We start from the raw sequence: 15,691 nt of genomic DNA on the forward strand, positions 1-15,691 counted from the left end.
GCGCCGTGTTCAAGGGTCTTTCGCCCGGTGGGCGAACCGAGGCGCCGCCCCGTACCGGAAGCCGTCCCAGTGCCCCGCTTCGGCCCGGGCCGCCTCCGCACGAACCCGGCGGGGCCTACGGCTCTTGGGTGAGCCCCGCTCCGACGCAGGTCACGCACGCCCCGGGGTGTCAGGGGCCACCACCCGGAAGCGCTCGGCGACGACGAGCGTGTCGCCGTCGACGACCGGTGTACGCCCCAGGAACTCGCTCACGCCATCGCTCCGGAAGAACACCTCGTGGGCCGCACGCCACTGTGCGACGTCGGAGTAGCCGCGTCCCTCGGCTCTCGCGAAGTCGTCGTCGATCTCCTTCATGGGGACGACGCGTACCTCGACGAGCTCGATCGTGACGGCCGGACGCCCTTCGGAGTCGAGCACCGAGAAACGCTGACCGGCCGTCGGCACCGGTTCTCCGGCGTGCTCGTGAATCTCCAGCAGGCCGGTGAGCGCGGTCTTCCGACCGCTCAGGATGGCCGCCACGCCCCGGTCGCGTTCGGGGCCGGGGAAGGCGAGTTCGAGGGTCGGGAGATCGTCATGTCCCATCGGATGAGCATACGGAGCCCGACCCCGCCACTCAACAGCCGCCGCCCCACGCGCCGTTGGCACCACGCAGCGCGCACGACCCCACCGCTACGCGAGCAGGAGCCCCGGCCCCGTACCCCGGCGCACCGACGACGGCTCCGCCACGCGCAGTTCACCGGCCTCCTCACCCCGGACCGGGATCTCGACGCCCCGCCGCCGACCACGTGCGACCTCGTTAGGCTCGGCCCGTTCCGCTTCTGCTGAGGAGTTGTCACTTGATCAAGCTCGCCGCCGTCACGCCTCCGCTCGTCGCGGGCGCCACCCTCGCCTCCGCCGCCAGCGTCGCGCAGTCGGTGTACTGGGAGTCCGTGGACCAGCTCTGGTACGTGTGCCAGCCCGACAGCACGCCGGAGGACCTGGACCGCGTCACCGTCTCGCGGCTCACCGCCGACGGGGCCCTGGTGGACAAGATGTTCATCGGCCGGGCCGGGCACGGGGCGAACCTGGGCGTCGAGCGCGACGCCACCGGGATCCACCTGTGGACCGACGCCGTGCCGAGCGGCGGCTGGGCCACGGCCCTCGCCCGGATGGCGTACGTGCCGAACGGCACCGCCGACGCCTCCGCGTCGTCCGTGGTCCGCACCCCGCGCACCGGGGTGTACCGGGTGTCGGCGACGATCGACCCGACCCGGCGGCAGCTGATCTTCCGTTGGCAGTCGAACGACGCCGCCTCCCCGCAGGCGACCGGTGGCATCGACCGCTACGACCTGGCCGCCGCCGCTGCCGGAACGTTCACTCCGCTCCAGACGCTGTCGTACGGCGCGTCCGGCAAGACCCTTCAGGGGTACACGAGTCTGGGCGACCACGTGTACCACCTGTACGGCGACCAGGCGCAGGACAACGTGACGGTGACGTGCACGGACTGGGCCTCGGGAGCGGTGCTCCAGTCGGAGCACATCACCGCCTTCGCCGCCTTGCCCTACCGGGAGCCCGAGGGCATGTGCGTCTTCGAGAACAGCCCTGGCGACCCGGCCGCGACCGTGGCCTTCGGCATCGCCGCGCGGACCGACGCGGGGGTGCGGCACCTCAACCTCGCGCGCTTCCCGCACCCCGGCACCGACCCGTGGGTGCCGGTCCCGTACAGCACCTCGCTGTACAGGCCGAACAGCGACAACTACAGCCCCCAGTACCGGCTCGCCGGTGACCAGGTGTTCCTGCACTTCTCGCTGTCCAAGGTGGACGGCACGGCCTGGGCACAGGGCGAGACGCTCTTCCAACTGCCGTTGCGGGCCCGCCCCGACCGGACCCAGCGGCTGCTCGGCGTGGTGAGCGGGGCGGCCGTCACGGCGGACACGATGACCGTGCGGTTCGAGGTCACGACCGACGGCAAGGTGAGCGTCTGGGACGAGCGGAACCTGATCGGCTGGGTCGGCGGGGACGTCAGCTTCTGGAGGTGCTGACCGGGTCCGTCAGGAGGCGGTCGAGCCACTCGGCCGCCTTCCGCCGTACCTCCTCGTCGGCGCGGCCGGGCTCGCCCAGCGCGAACGGCGCCGGCAGGACCGTGCGTCCGGGCGCGCGGTCCACCACGGCGCGGGTCCGCCGCGACCAGCGGGCGTCCCCGGCGGCGCCGGGAAGGACGACGGCGGTGTGCCGGGCGGGCTCGACGCGCCCCTCGTGGAGGTCCTGTTCGGTGGCGTACGTGACGTCGTAGCCGGCCTCCTCCAGCCACCGGGACGCGCTCGTGTCCGTTCCGAAGCCCGCGGGCAGGCCGAGGCCGGCGTACGGGCCGTGGGCCGTGCTCAGCGGCACGACCATCAGGACGTCGGAGGAGCGGGCCGGGTCGCGCACGACGAAGGGGGCGTAGGCCCGGTGGCCGTCGGAGGTGAGGACGGCGAGGAAGACGCCGGAGACCCAGGTGCCGGGAACCGTCGCTCTCCAGACCCTGTCGACCGGGACGTCGGCGGCGGTCAGCAGGTGGCGGGCGCGTACGCCGCCGTAGTGGCCGAGCCGGTAGATCTCCACCGTGCAGGCGCGGGACGTACGGGAGGTAAGACGCAGACCGAGGGTCTCGCCGGGGGCGACGGAGGCCGTCGCCGCGTAACCCTGGATCCGGGGCCGCTTCGGGTCCACACCGCGGCACTCGCCGTGGCCGAGGCCCCAGGCGTCGGAACCGGAGGCCCGGTTCTCCAGCACCACGGGATTGTCGCCGGTCCGGTGGGCGGCGAGGGGCCGCGCCCGCGCGACCCCGGCCGCCGCCCACTGGCTTCCGGCGACGGCGACGGCTCCGGTTCCGGCGGCGCGCAGAACCGTACGACGGGACAGCTCCGACATGGGGCGACCTCCGGGCCGGTTGTCATGGAGCGATCATCCTATGGTGGGCCGGCTGACGCGTCCTCGGCCCGGGACCGGTGGCCGGACGCCGGACAACGTGTGCCAGGAAAAAAAGGGGGAGGTCCAGGTGAAGTCCCCTGCTACGGTGGGCCGATGGCATCGGTCAGGCAGGTCCAGGTCACCTTCGACTGCGCGGAACCCGAGCGCGTCGCTCGCTTCTGGTGCGAGGTGTTGGGGTACGTGGTGCCGCCGCCGCCGGAGGGGTTCGCCACTTGGGACGATTTCGATCGCTCCCTGCCCCCTGAGCGGCAGGGCTCGGCGTTCGCCTGCGGTGACCCCTCGGGTGTGGGCCCGCGCCTGTACTTCCAGCGCGTTCCCGAGGGGAAGGTCGTCAAGAACCGGGTGCATCTCGACGTGCGAGTCGGCACCGGGCTCGTGGGTGAGGAACGCCTCGCCACGCTCGAGGCCGAGTGCGCGCGACTGGTCGCGCTCGGCGCGGTACGCGTGCAAGTGCTGCTCGCCGACGAACACAATGAGTCGTGCATCGTGATGCAGGACGTCGAGGGCAACGAGTTCTGTCTCGACTGAGCATCCCCGGGGACGGCGAGGAGGCGAGCCGTCCCCCTCTCGGTGGCTCTCAACCGCACGCACCAGCGCCGCTCCACGCCCGGCCGGCATGACCGCGGCCTGCTGACCGGGCACCGCGCCGGCGCGCCGGCCCCCAGCGGGCGGGCCCGGCCCATCGCGCCGCCGCCCCAGGGACATCCGGACCGCCACCCGCGTCGGCGCCGATGACGCCTTGAGCCCGGACCACGTCCTCGGCCACACCCGCGTGCCGGACATCTGCGCCCGCCCACGTCCTCGGCCACACCCGGATGCCGGACATCAGCGTCCGCTCCGGCGAGGGAGCTCCATCGTGGAGTCGTCCGACGCTTCTCCCCCGTCGGACCGTGGGTCGCCACCGCGGACGCGATCTCCGAGCCGGACGCTCCCGGCCTGCGCCGCGACACAGCCGAAGACCCCGCGGCGCACCAGCACTGCTGACGTGGCCGAAGACCCCGCGGCGCACCAGCACCACTGACGTGGCCGAAGACCCCGCGGCGCACCAGCACCACTGACGTGGCCGAAGACCCCGCGGCGCACCAGCACCACTGACGTGTCCGAAGACTCCGCGGCGCACCGGCACCGGCGACCTGGTCCTCGACGTCAGCGAGTTGATCGTCCGCGCCCGCTCGGTCGCGGCCGGGCTCCCCGCCGTCCGACCGCGACGGGCGATCGGAGTTTTGTCGAGGGTCGGCCCTCCGCTCGGCGCGATATGCGAGAGCAACGGCCGCGGGACCGGATCAGAACCCGATGCCGGGGCGAACGCGGCCGCCGACGGCACCCACCGGCCACGGCCCGTCGGCGGATTGTCACGTACCTACGCTCACCCTCGGCCGCACGGTGCCCGGGTTCGCTCGCACCACCTCGCGGCAAGGCGCTCCCGGCCGCCCTTCGGAGATACGGCGGGCCTGACCAGGGGCGAGCCCACGATCGCGTCCGGCGACCTCCTCTTCCCGCCCGCACAGGTCGCGGCATCCGCGACCGCGCCCGCGCGAGTGGGCGCCGACAGGTGTGTGGAATACCCCGGGGGGTACCCGTGCTACGGTGACACACATACCCCGGGGGGTAATAAGCAGAAGGGAACGTCTCCGTGTTCTTCATCGACACCATCGAGCTCGAGGGCCTGGGCAACCGCCACTACCTGGCCGGCGGCACACGGACGGCCGTGGCGGTGGACCCGCCGCGCGACTTCGACCAGGTGCTGGCCGCGGCGGCCCGGAGGGGGGTGCGGATCACGCACGTGGTGGAGACGCACATCCACAACGACTACGTCACCGGTGGTCTGGAGCTGGCGCGGGTGACGGGCGCCGCCTACCTGGTACCGGCCGGGGCACACGTGTCGTTCGCACGGGTGCCGGTGGCCGACGGCGACGTCGTGGCCCTCGACAGCGGGCTCGAACTGCGCGCGGTCGCCACCCCGGGCCACACGCCGCACCACACCTCCTATGTCCTGCGGGAGCAGGGCGAGCCGGTGGCCGCGTTCACCGGCGGTTCGCTGTTGATCGGCACGGTGGGCCGCCCGGACCTGGTCGAGCCCCGGCTGACCGAGCGGCTGGCCCGCGCCCAGCACGCCTCCGCCCACCGCCTGGCGGCCGAGCTGCCGGACGAGACGTCCGTGCTGCCCACCCACGGCTTCGGGAGCTTCTGCTCCTCGGCACAGGCCGAGGGGGACGCCACCACGATCGGCCGGGAGAAGACCGTCAACGCGGCGCTCACCACCGACGTGGACTCCTTCGTCGCCCGCCTGCTGGCCGACCTCGACGACGCGCCCGCCTACTACGCGCACATGGGGCCGGCCAACCTCGCCGGCCCCGCCCCGGTGGACCTGACGCCCCCCGCCGTCGCGGACGCCGGCGAGATCGCCGCCCGGCTGGCCGCCGGCGAGTGGGTGGTGGACCTGCGCAACCGGGTCGCGTTCGCCGAGGGGCATGTCGCCGGTTCGTTCAACTTCGAGGCGGACGGAAAGATCGCCACCTACCTGGCCTGGCTGATCCCGTGGGGCAAGCCGGTGACCCTGCTCGCCGAGTCCCCCGAGCAGCTGGCCGCCGCCCAGCGGGAGCTGGTGCGCGTCGGTATCGACCGGCCCGCGGCCGCCGCGACCGGCACGCCCGAGGAGTGGGTGGCCGAGGGCGCGCCGCTCGCCTCCTTCCCCCGCTCCACCTTCGCCGGCCTGGCCGAGAACGGCACGGACGGCATCGTCGTCCTGGACGTGCGCCGCGACTCCGAGCGGGCCGGCGGACACATCGCCGGCTCGGTGCACATTCCGGTCCACGAGCTGCACGCTCGGCTCGGCGAGGTCCCGGCGGGCACCGTGTGGGTGCACTGCGCCGGCGGTATGCGGGCCGCCATCGCCGCCTCCCTGCTCGACGCCGCGGGCCGTGACGTGGTCGCCGTCGACGACGGCTTCGACGCCGCCGCCGACGCCGAACTGACCGTCGTCGCCGGCTGAACGGCCCGGCCGTACCCCTTCCCGACTTCCCGAGAGGTTGTGTGATGTTCCTCTTCCGCGACGGCGGGGACCGCGTCACCGTCGACGAGGCCCACCGGCGCTCCGGCGCCCCGGCCGTCCTGCTGGACGTGCGCGAGCAGAGGGGGTGGACCGCCGGGCACACGCCCGGCGCCGTCCACGCACCGCTGTCCCGGCTGACGGCAGGGGCGGCCCTGCCGGGCCGGGCCCGGCCCCGGTACCTGCCGGGCCCGGCCCAGGGCCGGCCGCCGGTGCTGATCCGCCGCAGCGGGCGCCACTCCCGGCGGGCCGCCGGGCTGCCGGCCGGGCGCGGCGCCCGGGCGGTGGACGCGAAGGGCGGCATCCGGGCACGGGCCGCCGCCGGACAGCAGGTCGTCGACGGACGCGGGAACCACGGCTCGATAGCATGACCGCTTCGATCCTCGCGCTCTTCGCCGGTGCCGTCGTCGGCCTGGCCCTGGGCGGCCTCGGCGGCGGTGGCAGCGTCCTGGCGGTGCCCGCCCTGATCTACCTGCTCGGTTCCACCCCGGCGCAGGCGACCACGGCCAGCCTGGTCATCGTCACCCTGACGTCGGTCACGGCGCTCGTCGGACACGCCAGGGACGGCAATGTGGCCTGGCGGACGGGGCTGCTGTTCGCCGCGGCGGGCATCGTGCCCGCGATGCTCGCCGGGGCCGCCGCCGGCCACCTTCCCCAGACCGCGCTGACCATCGCCTTCGCCGCCATCGCGGCGGTCGCGGCGGTGCGCATGCTGCGGCCCTCGCCCGCCAAGAGCGCCGGCCCGGTGCGCCCGGGCAAGGCCGGTGCCGCCGGCGCCGGGCTCGGCGCGGTGACCGGATTCCTGGGCGTGGGCGGCGGCTTCCTCGCCGTCCCCGCGCTGGTGGGCGTACTGAGCCTGCCCATGCGTCGGGCCGTCGGCACCAGCCTGCTGGTCATCACCGTGAACTCGCTGGCCGCGCTCGGTGCCCGGGCCGGCACCGGAACCCCTCTGGACTGGGCCGTCATCGCGCCGTTCACCGCGGCGGCGGTCCTGGGCGCCTGGGACGGAAAGCGCCTGTCGCACAAGCTCAAGGGCCGCACGCTGCAGCGCCTCTTCGCCTATGTGCTGCTCGCGGTCGCCGCCTTCATGCTGATCGACGCGCTCGTCTGACCACACCCGCCCGGCGGCCCCGGGCGGGAAGAAGAGGCGTCAGGCCGGGGGACGGACCGGTTCGCCCCGGCCCGCCCGGCATCCGCCCACGGCCCGCACCGGCCTCCCGGCCGCCGTCCCCGTGCACGGCGCGGGATCCTCCCGGGCCACCCCGGCCATCCGCCCCGGAGCCCGCCGCAGCGGTTCAGCACGGACCACGCCCTCGAAGACCACGATCCTCGACCACTTCTCACCGACACCCCGCGAACGCTCCCCCGACCGGGGCGCCATCGACACACAAGGAACACCTCCACCATGATCACCGCCCTCGCGACCGACCAGGCCCGCTCCCGCCTGCACGAGCTGACCGTCATCGACGTGCGCACCCCCGGCGAGTACGCCGCCGGACACATCCCGAGCGCCCTGAACATCCCCCTCGACCAGCTCGGCCGCGCCCTGCCCGACATCCGCGGCGCAGCCGAGCGCGGCGAGGTCCTCCTCGTCTGCGCCTCCGGCGCGCGCTCCGAGAACGCCTGCCGGACACTCGCCGAGAACGGCGTCCCCGCCGCCACCCTCGTGGGCGGGACCGGGGCCTGGGCGGCGCAGGGCAACGAGCTCGAGCGTCCGCAGGGGAGCACGAAGGCCACCTGGGGCATGGAGCGCCAGGTCCGCCTGACCGCCGGCTCGGTCGTCCTGCTCGGGCTGGCGCTGGGCGAGTTCGTCCACCCCGCTTTCCGGCTGCTGTCCGCGGGCATCGCCGGCGGCCTGGTCTTCTCCGCGGTGACCAACACCTGCGGCATGGCGGCCATGCTGGCCAAGCTCCCCCACAACCGGCCCCGCCAGGCGGACCTGGACGCGACGCTGGCCCAGCTGCGCGCCCGCTGACCGAGGCTCGTGGAACGCCCCGTGTGCCCCGCGGCGCACGGGGCGTCTCCGTCCGTCCAGGCCGAGAAGCCGCCGATCTCGCGCTCAAAGGACGCGCCCCGGCTACGGGGCCGGCACAGAAGCCCGCCGGGCGACCGACGCCGCTTTGGAATCGCGGCGGCCGGTCCGTCCCTGTCGCACGTCCGGAGCCGGTGACGGCAACCGCGTCGCGTCGGCGTCTCAGCGCCGACCGGCCCGCGTGACGGCCAGCAGCACGACGGCGAGGGCCTGGATCGCGACGACCACCGTGATCAGCACGGGGATCGAGTATCCGTACAGGCCGCCCGTCAGCGCACCGCCCGCCAGGCTCGCCGCGCCGAGCACGCCGGCGAACAGGCCGTACGCGGTCGCCCGCCGCCCGCTGGGCACCAGGTCCGCGACCGTCGCCCGCAGGGTGGACTCCTGAATGCCCATGACCGCGCCCCACACCAGCGACCCGGCCAACGCGATCGCGACCGTGTCGGTGAACGCCAGCACCACGACGCCCGCGGTCAGTACCGGCAGAGCCACCAGCACGCGCGGGCCGATCCGGTCGTAGAGCCAGCCCGTGGCCAGCGCCGCGACCGCGTCCACGGCCATCGCCGCGGCGTAGAGCACCGGCACCCACGCCGCGGTCAGCAGGTGCCGCTGGACCAGGTGGTAGGAGAGCACGCCGAAGGTCGCGAACCCGGTCGTGGTGGCCGCCGTGAAGCCGGCGTAGGTCCAGAACGCCCTCGGGAGCCGGGCATCCGGCCTCCTCGGCGTCGCGGGCCCGGACGCTCCGCCTGCCACCTCGCGTTCGTAGGCCTCGGGGTCGGGCACCCGGGCACGGAGCCGGAACAACAACAGCAGTACGGCGACGCCGGGGACGGCGAGCACGCCGAGAGCGGGACCGTAGTCGTTGCCGGTGAGCGCGAGCACGCCCGCCACCAGCAGCGGACCGGCGATGGCGCCGGTCTGGTCCAGCGCCTCGTGGACGGCGAAGCCACGGCCTCGCCCGGTCGCGGCGGTGGCGTGCGAGAGGAGCGTGTCCTTCGCGGGTGAGCGCACCGCCTTGCCGACCCGCTCCGCGATCACCAGCACGCACGCGGCCCACAGCACCCCGGCCACGCCCAGCAGCGGCACCGAGACGACCGTCAGCGCGTACCCGGCGATCGCCAGGCCCCAGAAGCGGCGGGTGCGGTCCGTCACCGGCCCGGAGACCACCCGCAGGCCCAGCGCCGCCGCCTCCCCCGCGCCCGTGACCACACCGACGACCAGGGAGGACGCTCCCAGCGAGGCCAGCAGCGGGCCGGTGATCGAGCGGGCGCCCTCGTAGACGACGTCCGCGAGCAGGCTGACCGTGCCGAACCACACCACGAACCGCCACGGCCCCATGCGCGCCGACGGCCGCTCCGCCTCCCCCCGTTCCCCGGGCACCGGTCGGCTCATGCCCGCACCGCCCGCGCGAACGGGGCCCCGGCGAACCCCGCGCCCGTACCGGCCGCCGTACGCGCCTCGACACGGGCGCCGGAGCAGCACCCCGTCGCGTCCGGAGCCGGCCGCGCAGTCTCGCGGGAGTACGCCGGGCACGTCGTCGACGCCGCGCACGGCCCGGTGCCGAGCCGCAGCCGCCTCCGCGACGACGCTGCCCCAGCCGCACCGGCCTCCGGCGGCGGCCCCGGACTCGGACGGCCGGCCACGTCCACGGTGAACGTTCCCCACGACGACACCGTGTCGTGCCGCTTGCGCGCCGCCCGGTCGGCCGGATGCCGCGGCGGCGCACCGACCACGGCACCGCGGATCACGAGCGGCCGGTTCACGACTTCCTCTCCCTGCCCACGTGCCTATCCGACGCCCTCACACTCCCCCAGGGTCACCGCCGCCTCCCGGACCGGCTCGTCCCACCGCGGCGGGAGATCCCGCACCCGGTCCTCGGTGTCCACGACCACGATCGCCACCGGCAGGTCCTCGCCCGGCGAGCAGTCGCGAAGTGCGGATCGGCGGGGAAACCCCGGCACCCTCCCCACCCCGGAGAACGGCGCAGGCCGGCCCGGTCCCGTGCGCACGGCGCACGATCCCGCCGCACAGGGCCTGCGGTGCCGCGGTCGTTCCCACCGGTGAGGGCCGTCACCGGGAGGACCTGCCCATCAACCTTGTCACCGCTGCCGCCACGCCACCAGGCGGCACGTCACCGTCGCCGCACGCCGTACCGCCACAGGACGTCGCCCCGCCGGGGCGGAAGGTCCCCGGAGGCGACGGCACCGGTCCCGAGGCCGCCGGCGCGGTGCGGACGCCCCGCCCCGTGATCGAGCCAACGGCCCCGAGACCACTTCCGTCACGAGACCCGCCGGACAGGCCCGCTAGGAGCGGGTGCGGCACAGCTCCTGGCCCACGAGTGCGCTCATGGCGTCCTGGGTACCCTGGCCGCCGTCACTGGTGACGTACACCACGGCGGTCCGGGTCCCGTCCCGGGTGACGCCGCCCCAGACGTGATAGCCGAGCAGTTCGCCCGGGTGACCGAAGTAGCTGCCGCCGCAGGGCAACGGGATCTCGCCCAGACCGAGTCCGTACCGCACGCCCAGCTTGGGCGCGGGCACGGTGGTCGTCATCTCGTCGAGCTGTGCCGGACCCAGCAGACGGCCGCCGAGCAGTGCGGCGTAGAACCGGTTCAGATCGTGCGTGGTGCTGATGATCGAGCCGGAGCCGACAGCCATGCTGGGATCGAGCGCCGTGACGTCGACGCTGGTGTCGGTGTGCCACGCGGCGTAGCTCCGGGCGTGCGGGCCCGGGATGAACGGGGAGGCGCCGGGCGTGCTGGTGTCGCTCAGGTCCAGCGGGCGGATGATCCGGTCGTTCACCTCCTGTGCCCAGCTCCGGCCGGTGACCTTGTTGACGATCATCGCGGCGAGGACGTAGTTGGTGTTGGAGTACGCCCAGCCTCTGCCCGGGCGGAATTCGCGGCGGTGCCGCATCGCCAGCCCGACCAACTCCTCGGGGCCGTAGGTCCGCAATCGTTCGGCCCGATAGCCGTCCGCGCTGTTCAGGGCGGGGATCTCCGGCAGGACGTCGGGGATGCCGCTGGTGTGCTGCAGCAGTTGTCGCACGGTGATCCGGCGTCCGTCGTTGCCGTTGCCCCGAACCACTCCCGGCAGCCACCGCTCGACGGTGTCCTCCAGCGACATGCGCCCCTCGCCGACGAGTTGCAGCACGACCGTGGCGGTGAAGGTCTTGGTGGCGCTGCCGATCCGGAACCTGCCGTTCTGTGGCATCGGCCTCCTGGTGCCCACCTCGGCCGTCCCGGCGCTCGCCCTGTCACGGGTGTCCGGTGACGTCGCCTCGGCGGACACGCCGACTGTCCCGGTGCCGTGGATCGCGTCCACCCGCTGCCGGAGCGGATCGGCTCGCTGCGGCTTCGCCGCCGCCGCCGTCAGCCCGGTCGACGCGGTGAGGAGGAGCGCCGCCAGGCCGGTCAGGACGAGCGGGCCCCGCCGACGCCTTCCTGACACAAACATGATGACCCCTTTCCCGTTCGGTTCGCCTGCGCGTTCACGAACCCCTCGGGCTGTGGCCTGCCGCCGTCCCGCCCTCGGAGTCGCTGGTCGGCGACCATCTCACCAGCGCAGGGGCCATCGGCCCATCCCGCTTCCCCCCGACCTGCCGATGTGCTGCCCTCAGGGCGCTGCCGGGGGTTATCACCCGTGGGGACGCTGACGCTTCCCCCCGGCCGCCCCGCCCAGCAGGATCACGACCCGCGGCGGGAGTGTCCGTTCACAGAGCCGGCCGGCGCAGGTCCGCCACCGGGCCGGGTGGTGCCGTCGATCAGTTCGCGCACCGCCTGCGAGGGGCGGCGGGGACGTGCTCGCGCCGGCGGTCCGGGGCGCTCTGGGGGCGTCGAGTTCGGTGTTCACCGGGGGGCGCACAGTTCGGCGAGGCGTTCGAGGGTGCTCGCCATCTGTGTCTGCCACCAGGTGCGCCCGCTGTCCACTTCCACGCGTTTGTCCTCCGGCAGGCGCGAACCGTCGAAGATCTCGGTCACGACCGTCGCCCCGGCCCCGTCCGGGCTCAGCTCGAAGATCCACCGGTGGCCCCACGCGTCCCCGCCGGGCCCGGTGGCGTCCGGGTGCCCGCGACCGGGCCTCGGCTCCCAGCCGATGCGGCGGTCCGGCTGGTACTCGACGACGTGGTTGTCCATCTCGTAGTCACCGAGGCGCGCATGGTGCATCCGCATCACGAAGACGTCCCCGACGCCCGAGAGCACGGCGCCGAGGACGACGCCGCGCAGCATCCCCGAGCCGTCGAGGTCCGGGTGCCGTCCGGGGTCGGCCAGGATCCTAAAGACGTCCTTTGCCGGAGCCTCGACACGCCGCGACACCACCACCACGGGCTCGCCCGTCGTACTCGTCATCCACTCGCCTCCGTCGACCGCAGAGCATGAGCCTGACCGCGGCCCGGACGCTACACCAGGGATACGACAACGCCCGGCCGCACCTACGGGCCCATCGACGCGGACGCCCGCCGAAGCAGTACCACCGAAGTGGTGGTGACCGCGCGGGAGTCTCAGGCGAGGCCCTGGAGGAAGTCCGAGAGCGCGGCGCACAGGATTCCGGGCCGTTCCATGTGCAGGTCGTGGCCGGTGCCGGGGATGCTCATGGCCATGGTGAGGGGGCGCTGCCGGAGCATCTCGTCGGCTTCCCGCGCGGAGATGAAGCCGGACTGGGCCAGGACGACCAGGGTGGGGCACGCGACCTGCTCCCACTCCTGCCGGAAGGAACGGTGGGCGTTCTCCGCCAGCGACCGGACCATGACGTCCCGGTCGAAGCGAGGCCACCACCCACCGTCGCGTTCCTCCAGCCCGGCCGCCCAGCCCGCGCCGACCGGTCCGCCGCCGAGGAACGCGGCTGCCGCTTCGCGTGAGGGAAACGGTGTCGGCCACGAGTCGAGCCATCCGCCGATGTCCGCGGGGCCGTTCGGGTTCGGACCGCCCGGGCCGGACTCGACGAGCACGAGCCCGCGGACGAGTCCGGGATGCGCGGCCGCGGTGAGCATGGCCGTGTGCCCGCCCAACGACTGGCCGACCAGGACGGGCCGCCGCAGCGCAAGCTGATCGACAACGGCGACGACATCGGCGACGTAGGCGGCGCGGGAGACGTCCCGCGGGTGGCGCTCGCTGGCGCCGTGCCCCCGCTGGTCGACCGCGACGACCCGATGTCCGGAACTCAGACCGTCCGCCAACACGTCCCATTCACCCGCGTGACCGGCCAGGCCGTGCAGCAGCACGACGGGCTGTCCGGGCCCGCCCCAGTCCCGGCAGACGAGCCGGACGCCGTCTCGCACCACCACGTGTTCGGACCATGCCACTCGGGCCCCCAGGGAATCGGCTGCTCCTGATCATGCCGCAGCCGCCCCAGGGCGTCCGACGAGCCGGCCGCGTTCGAAGCGGGCGCCCGCCCGGACGGGGGCGACGCTGTGGGTGCGTCCACCGACCGGAGTCGCGGGCGCCGGCATCGGTCATCGGCATCGGCATCGGCATCGGCATCGGTCATCGGCAACCGGTCATCGAGCGAGGTGTCCTCGGGTGGCCGGCGTGGGGACGGTCCGGTTCCCGGGACGGGAGAACGGGGCGGCGGTCGGTCCCGTCTCGCTGGTCGGACGACTCGGCCGCACACAAGGGCCACTTCGGCCGCGAGGCCCGCCGCCGGCAGCCCTCCCCGTGCCTTCCCGGACGACCTCGCCGGCCAGGAGGAGGCGGTAACGGGCTTGAAAGCAAGCGGAGTTGACTCGTATGGTGAAGTGGAAACGCATCAACGCCCGCCCCTCGGCTGTGAGCCGGGCGGGCCGAACGGGGGAAGAAAGGTGCGTGCCCGATGACGGTCGGGCTCCTCTCCGCGATCGCCGCCGTGTTCTACGGGAGCACGGTCTCGGTCCTCGCTCTCACCGCGACCTTCGCTCGACGCCGCACGCTGCGCCGTGAAGCGCGCAGCACTCTTTCCGTCCTGATGCGGGGAAGGACGGTGGAGTCGCGGGCGGCTTCGGACGGGCGGCAGTGATGACAGATGCGCCGGCCGGCGCCGCCCGCGGCGACGCACGTCGTGCGGGCCGGTCGGGGCCTCCGGCCGAACGGGTCAGCGGTCGGGGCTCTCGGTCGCCCGCCACCAGTCCGCCAGTTCGTCGATGATCGGCAGTACGGAGTAGCCGCGCGGGGTCAGACGGTAGCGCACCCGGGGTGCGGAACCGTCGCCGGTGTGGACCGTGCGGTCGACCATGCGCACGTGGAGCAGGCGGTGCAGGGCCCGGTCCAGGGGCTTGTTCTCCGCCATGCCCGCCGAGCGGGCCAGGTCATTGTGGTAGCGCGGCCCCTCGGCGAGGTGAACCAGGACGGCGAACACCCATTTGCCCGACAGGATCCGCGCGGCCTCGTAGGCGTCCTCGAAACGGTCGTGCTCCTCGGGCCGGGCGTCGGGGCCCGCGGTCGAAACGGGCTCTCTTCCGCCCGGCGCACCGCGTTCCGCGTGTTTCCGTGCCGTGCAATCCGTGCTGCCGCCGGAATCCGGTAATCGCGCGGGACGGGGCACGCCTCCGGTATCCGACGCCGTTCTCGTATTCCGTGATCCGGACAGGGGGATTCGGTTCGCTTGTTTCCGCAGGAACGGTGGTGCGGGGCGCGGGTCCGCCGTGCGCGTGCCCTCCTTCGATGCCGGAAGCGCGCTCGGCACGTCCGTCCTGCTAGGCCAAGACACAGGGTTCCCCTTCCTCGGGCGGTGACATCCTGGACCGCAGCCGTCGTGGAGATACCGCGACGGGAAGATCGGGAATTGCCGTGGAACATGGAGAATTGGGGCCGCCGGTCTGATCACGGTAGACAATCGTGGGTCGACGGTCCAGTGTGACTCCTGGTTTCGACCGGAATCGAGCGGTGCACGCGCGAAGCTGTGTCCCGACGCCCATTTTGAAAATCGCCGTCTGCCGAATCCCTGTTTCCGGGTGGTGTTCCTCGTCCCGCGGGACGGCGGCGGCGGGGACTTCGTCCACTCGCCGGCGGGTGTCCGTCAGCATGCCCGGAACAGGGCGACCGACCCGACGACCGTCACCTCGTGGTCGGTGAAGACCCCGGTCAGGGCCGCGTGCAGGTCTTCCAGCCGGTCCTGCCGGTTGCACATGACGCCGCGCCGGTTGGCCACGGCGAGTTGCCACCGCGCCGACCGGTTGTGCCGGACGCCCGCCCCGAGGATCGTCGCCCCGAACAGCGTGCCGCCCGGGAGCAGCGCCCGCCGGGCGTGCTCGAAGACCACGGCCTTGTCGGCAAGCGTCCCCGGCAGGCAGTGCAGCAGGTGGAACATGCCGATGGAGTCCACGAGTCCGTCCGGCAGTCCCCACGGTCGCAGCACGTCGGCCCGGTGGACCCGCGGGGCGTAGCGGCGCAGGCGGTGGGAGGCGGCGGCGAGCGAGTGGGGGTTGAGGTCCATCAGCGTGAGGTCCGGCATGGGCACGGGGAAGCGGCACTCGTCGAGCAGCACTCCGGTGGCGACGCCGATGTCGAGGTGGCGCCGTGAGACGTGCCGGTCGTACAGCGCGACGAGCCGGTCCTTGGTACAGCGCCAGGTGAGCGGGGAGTTGACGCCGTACACGAGTGTGTCGTAGGCGCGCAGGAACGAGCGCGTGTACAGCGCCTGGCCCGTGTGGACGGACGGGACGCGGGGTTTCGCCGGGGCGGGCAC

At 73.7% G+C, this 15,691-nt stretch carries 16 protein-coding genes; 7 read left to right on the top strand and 9 right to left on the bottom strand.

The window, feature by feature from the left end:
• Positions 1-150 precede the first annotated feature (150 nt).
• Positions 151-582, bottom strand: coding sequence for an ASCH domain-containing protein (locus ACF061_RS11950; protein ID WP_392266711.1), 432 nt, complete (start codon positions 580-582; stop codon positions 151-153).
• Positions 583-836: 254 nt separating this feature from the next.
• Here ACF061_RS11950 and ACF061_RS11955 point away from each other — a divergent pair, with 254 nt between their 5' ends.
• Entirely contained in the window at positions 837-2,021 is a 1,185-nt protein-coding gene (locus ACF061_RS11955; RefSeq protein WP_392266712.1) for a hypothetical protein, read from the top strand.
• Here the strand turns inward: ACF061_RS11955 and ACF061_RS11960 are convergent.
• The gene (locus ACF061_RS11960) at positions 2,002-2,892 is read right to left on the bottom strand and encodes a N,N-dimethylformamidase beta subunit family domain-containing protein (protein ID WP_392266713.1); all 891 of its coding nucleotides are present in this window, start codon (positions 2,890-2,892) and stop codon (positions 2,002-2,004) included. The two genes, ACF061_RS11955 and ACF061_RS11960, sit on opposite strands and share 20 nt — an antisense overlap.
• A gap of 153 nt (positions 2,893-3,045) precedes the next feature.
• Here ACF061_RS11960 and ACF061_RS11965 point away from each other — a divergent pair, with 153 nt between their 5' ends.
• From ACF061_RS11965 to ACF061_RS11985, 5 genes are all read left to right on the top strand, one after another.
• A complete protein-coding gene (locus ACF061_RS11965) occupies positions 3,046-3,480 on the top strand; it encodes a VOC family protein (protein WP_392266714.1) in 435 nt (144 codons plus the stop codon).
• Positions 3,481-4,585: 1,105 nt separating this feature from the next.
• On the top strand, positions 4,586-5,944 hold the full coding sequence (locus tag ACF061_RS11970; RefSeq protein ID WP_392266715.1) for a rhodanese-like domain-containing protein: 1,359 nt from the start codon (positions 4,586-4,588) through the stop codon (positions 5,942-5,944).
• A 44-nt stretch (positions 5,945-5,988) separates the two neighbouring features.
• The gene (locus ACF061_RS11975; RefSeq protein WP_392266716.1) at positions 5,989-6,372 is read left to right on the top strand and encodes a rhodanese-like domain-containing protein; all 384 of its coding nucleotides are present in this window, start codon (positions 5,989-5,991) and stop codon (positions 6,370-6,372) included.
• On the top strand, positions 6,369-7,112 hold the full coding sequence (locus tag ACF061_RS11980; protein WP_392266717.1) for a sulfite exporter TauE/SafE family protein: 744 nt from the start codon (positions 6,369-6,371) through the stop codon (positions 7,110-7,112). The genes ACF061_RS11975 and ACF061_RS11980 overlap by 4 nt, the downstream gene beginning before the upstream one ends.
• 294 nt (positions 7,113-7,406) lie before the next feature.
• Positions 7,407-7,976, top strand: a complete 570-nt coding sequence (locus ACF061_RS11985) for a rhodanese-like domain-containing protein (protein ID WP_392266718.1) — start codon at positions 7,407-7,409, stop codon at positions 7,974-7,976.
• A gap of 219 nt (positions 7,977-8,195) precedes the next feature.
• Here ACF061_RS11985 and ACF061_RS11990 read toward each other — a convergent pair whose 3' ends face one another.
• The 5 genes from ACF061_RS11990 to ACF061_RS12010 all read right to left on the bottom strand — a co-directional run bounded on the left by ACF061_RS11990 (position 8,196) and on the right by ACF061_RS12010 (position 13,334).
• Complete coding sequence (locus ACF061_RS11990) at positions 8,196-9,425, bottom strand: MFS transporter (RefSeq protein WP_392266719.1); 1,230 nt, start codon at positions 9,423-9,425, stop codon at positions 8,196-8,198.
• A 395-nt stretch (positions 9,426-9,820) separates the two neighbouring features.
• Entirely contained in the window at positions 9,821-9,934 is a 114-nt protein-coding gene (locus ACF061_RS11995) for a hypothetical protein (RefSeq protein WP_392266720.1), read from the bottom strand.
• A 402-nt stretch (positions 9,935-10,336) separates the two neighbouring features.
• Positions 10,337-11,488, bottom strand: coding sequence for a serine hydrolase domain-containing protein (locus tag ACF061_RS12000; RefSeq protein ID WP_392266721.1), 1,152 nt, complete (start codon positions 11,486-11,488; stop codon positions 10,337-10,339).
• Between the two features lie 392 nt (positions 11,489-11,880).
• Positions 11,881-12,381, bottom strand: coding sequence for an SRPBCC family protein (locus tag ACF061_RS12005; protein WP_392266722.1), 501 nt, complete (start codon positions 12,379-12,381; stop codon positions 11,881-11,883).
• Between the two features lie 152 nt (positions 12,382-12,533).
• The gene (locus ACF061_RS12010; protein WP_392266723.1) at positions 12,534-13,334 is read right to left on the bottom strand and encodes an alpha/beta fold hydrolase; all 801 of its coding nucleotides are present in this window, start codon (positions 13,332-13,334) and stop codon (positions 12,534-12,536) included.
• Between the two features lie 506 nt (positions 13,335-13,840).
• Here ACF061_RS12010 and ACF061_RS12015 point away from each other — a divergent pair.
• The gene (locus ACF061_RS12015) at positions 13,841-14,023 is read left to right on the top strand and encodes a hypothetical protein (RefSeq protein WP_392266724.1); all 183 of its coding nucleotides are present in this window, start codon (positions 13,841-13,843) and stop codon (positions 14,021-14,023) included.
• Between the two features lie 75 nt (positions 14,024-14,098).
• Here ACF061_RS12015 and ACF061_RS12020 read toward each other — a convergent pair whose 3' ends face one another.
• Together ACF061_RS12020 and ACF061_RS12025 are read right to left on the bottom strand one after the other, a co-directional pair.
• A complete protein-coding gene (locus ACF061_RS12020) occupies positions 14,099-14,548 on the bottom strand; it encodes a winged helix-turn-helix transcriptional regulator (protein ID WP_392266725.1) in 450 nt (149 codons plus the stop codon).
• A 474-nt stretch (positions 14,549-15,022) separates the two neighbouring features.
• Positions 15,023-15,691 (bottom strand): class I SAM-dependent methyltransferase, encoded by a 669-nt coding sequence (locus ACF061_RS12025; RefSeq protein ID WP_392266726.1) that lies wholly within the window; start codon positions 15,689-15,691, stop codon positions 15,023-15,025.

The organism is Streptomyces sp. NPDC015220, from assembly GCF_043079345.1.
Taxonomy (GTDB): domain Bacteria; phylum Actinomycetota; class Actinomycetes; order Streptomycetales; family Streptomycetaceae; genus Streptomyces.

What these genes read in the sequence shown, in the direction of transcription:
- ACF061_RS11950 (WP_392266711.1), bottom strand. Translation starts at nt 582, where the DNA reads ATGGGACATGACGATCTCCCGACCCTCGAACTCGCCTTCCCCGGCCCC.
- ACF061_RS11960 (WP_392266713.1), bottom strand. Translation starts at nt 2,892, where the DNA reads ATGTCGGAGCTGTCCCGTCGTACGGTTCTGCGCGCCGCCGGAACCGGA.
- ACF061_RS11965 (WP_392266714.1), top strand. Translation starts at nt 3,046, where the DNA reads ATGGCATCGGTCAGGCAGGTCCAGGTCACCTTCGACTGCGCGGAACCC.
- ACF061_RS11975 (WP_392266716.1), top strand. Translation starts at nt 5,989, where the DNA reads ATGTTCCTCTTCCGCGACGGCGGGGACCGCGTCACCGTCGACGAGGCC.
- ACF061_RS11980 (WP_392266717.1), top strand. Translation starts at nt 6,369, where the DNA reads ATGACCGCTTCGATCCTCGCGCTCTTCGCCGGTGCCGTCGTCGGCCTG.
- ACF061_RS11985 (WP_392266718.1), top strand. Translation starts at nt 7,407, where the DNA reads ATGATCACCGCCCTCGCGACCGACCAGGCCCGCTCCCGCCTGCACGAG.
- ACF061_RS11990 (WP_392266719.1), bottom strand. Translation starts at nt 9,425, where the DNA reads ATGAGCCGACCGGTGCCCGGGGAACGGGGGGAGGCGGAGCGGCCGTCG.
- ACF061_RS12000 (WP_392266721.1), bottom strand. Translation starts at nt 11,488, where the DNA reads ATGTTTGTGTCAGGAAGGCGTCGGCGGGGCCCGCTCGTCCTGACCGGC.
- ACF061_RS12005 (WP_392266722.1), bottom strand. Translation starts at nt 12,381, where the DNA reads ATGACGAGTACGACGGGCGAGCCCGTGGTGGTGGTGTCGCGGCGTGTC.
- ACF061_RS12015 (WP_392266724.1), top strand. Translation starts at nt 13,841, where the DNA reads ATGACGGTCGGGCTCCTCTCCGCGATCGCCGCCGTGTTCTACGGGAGC.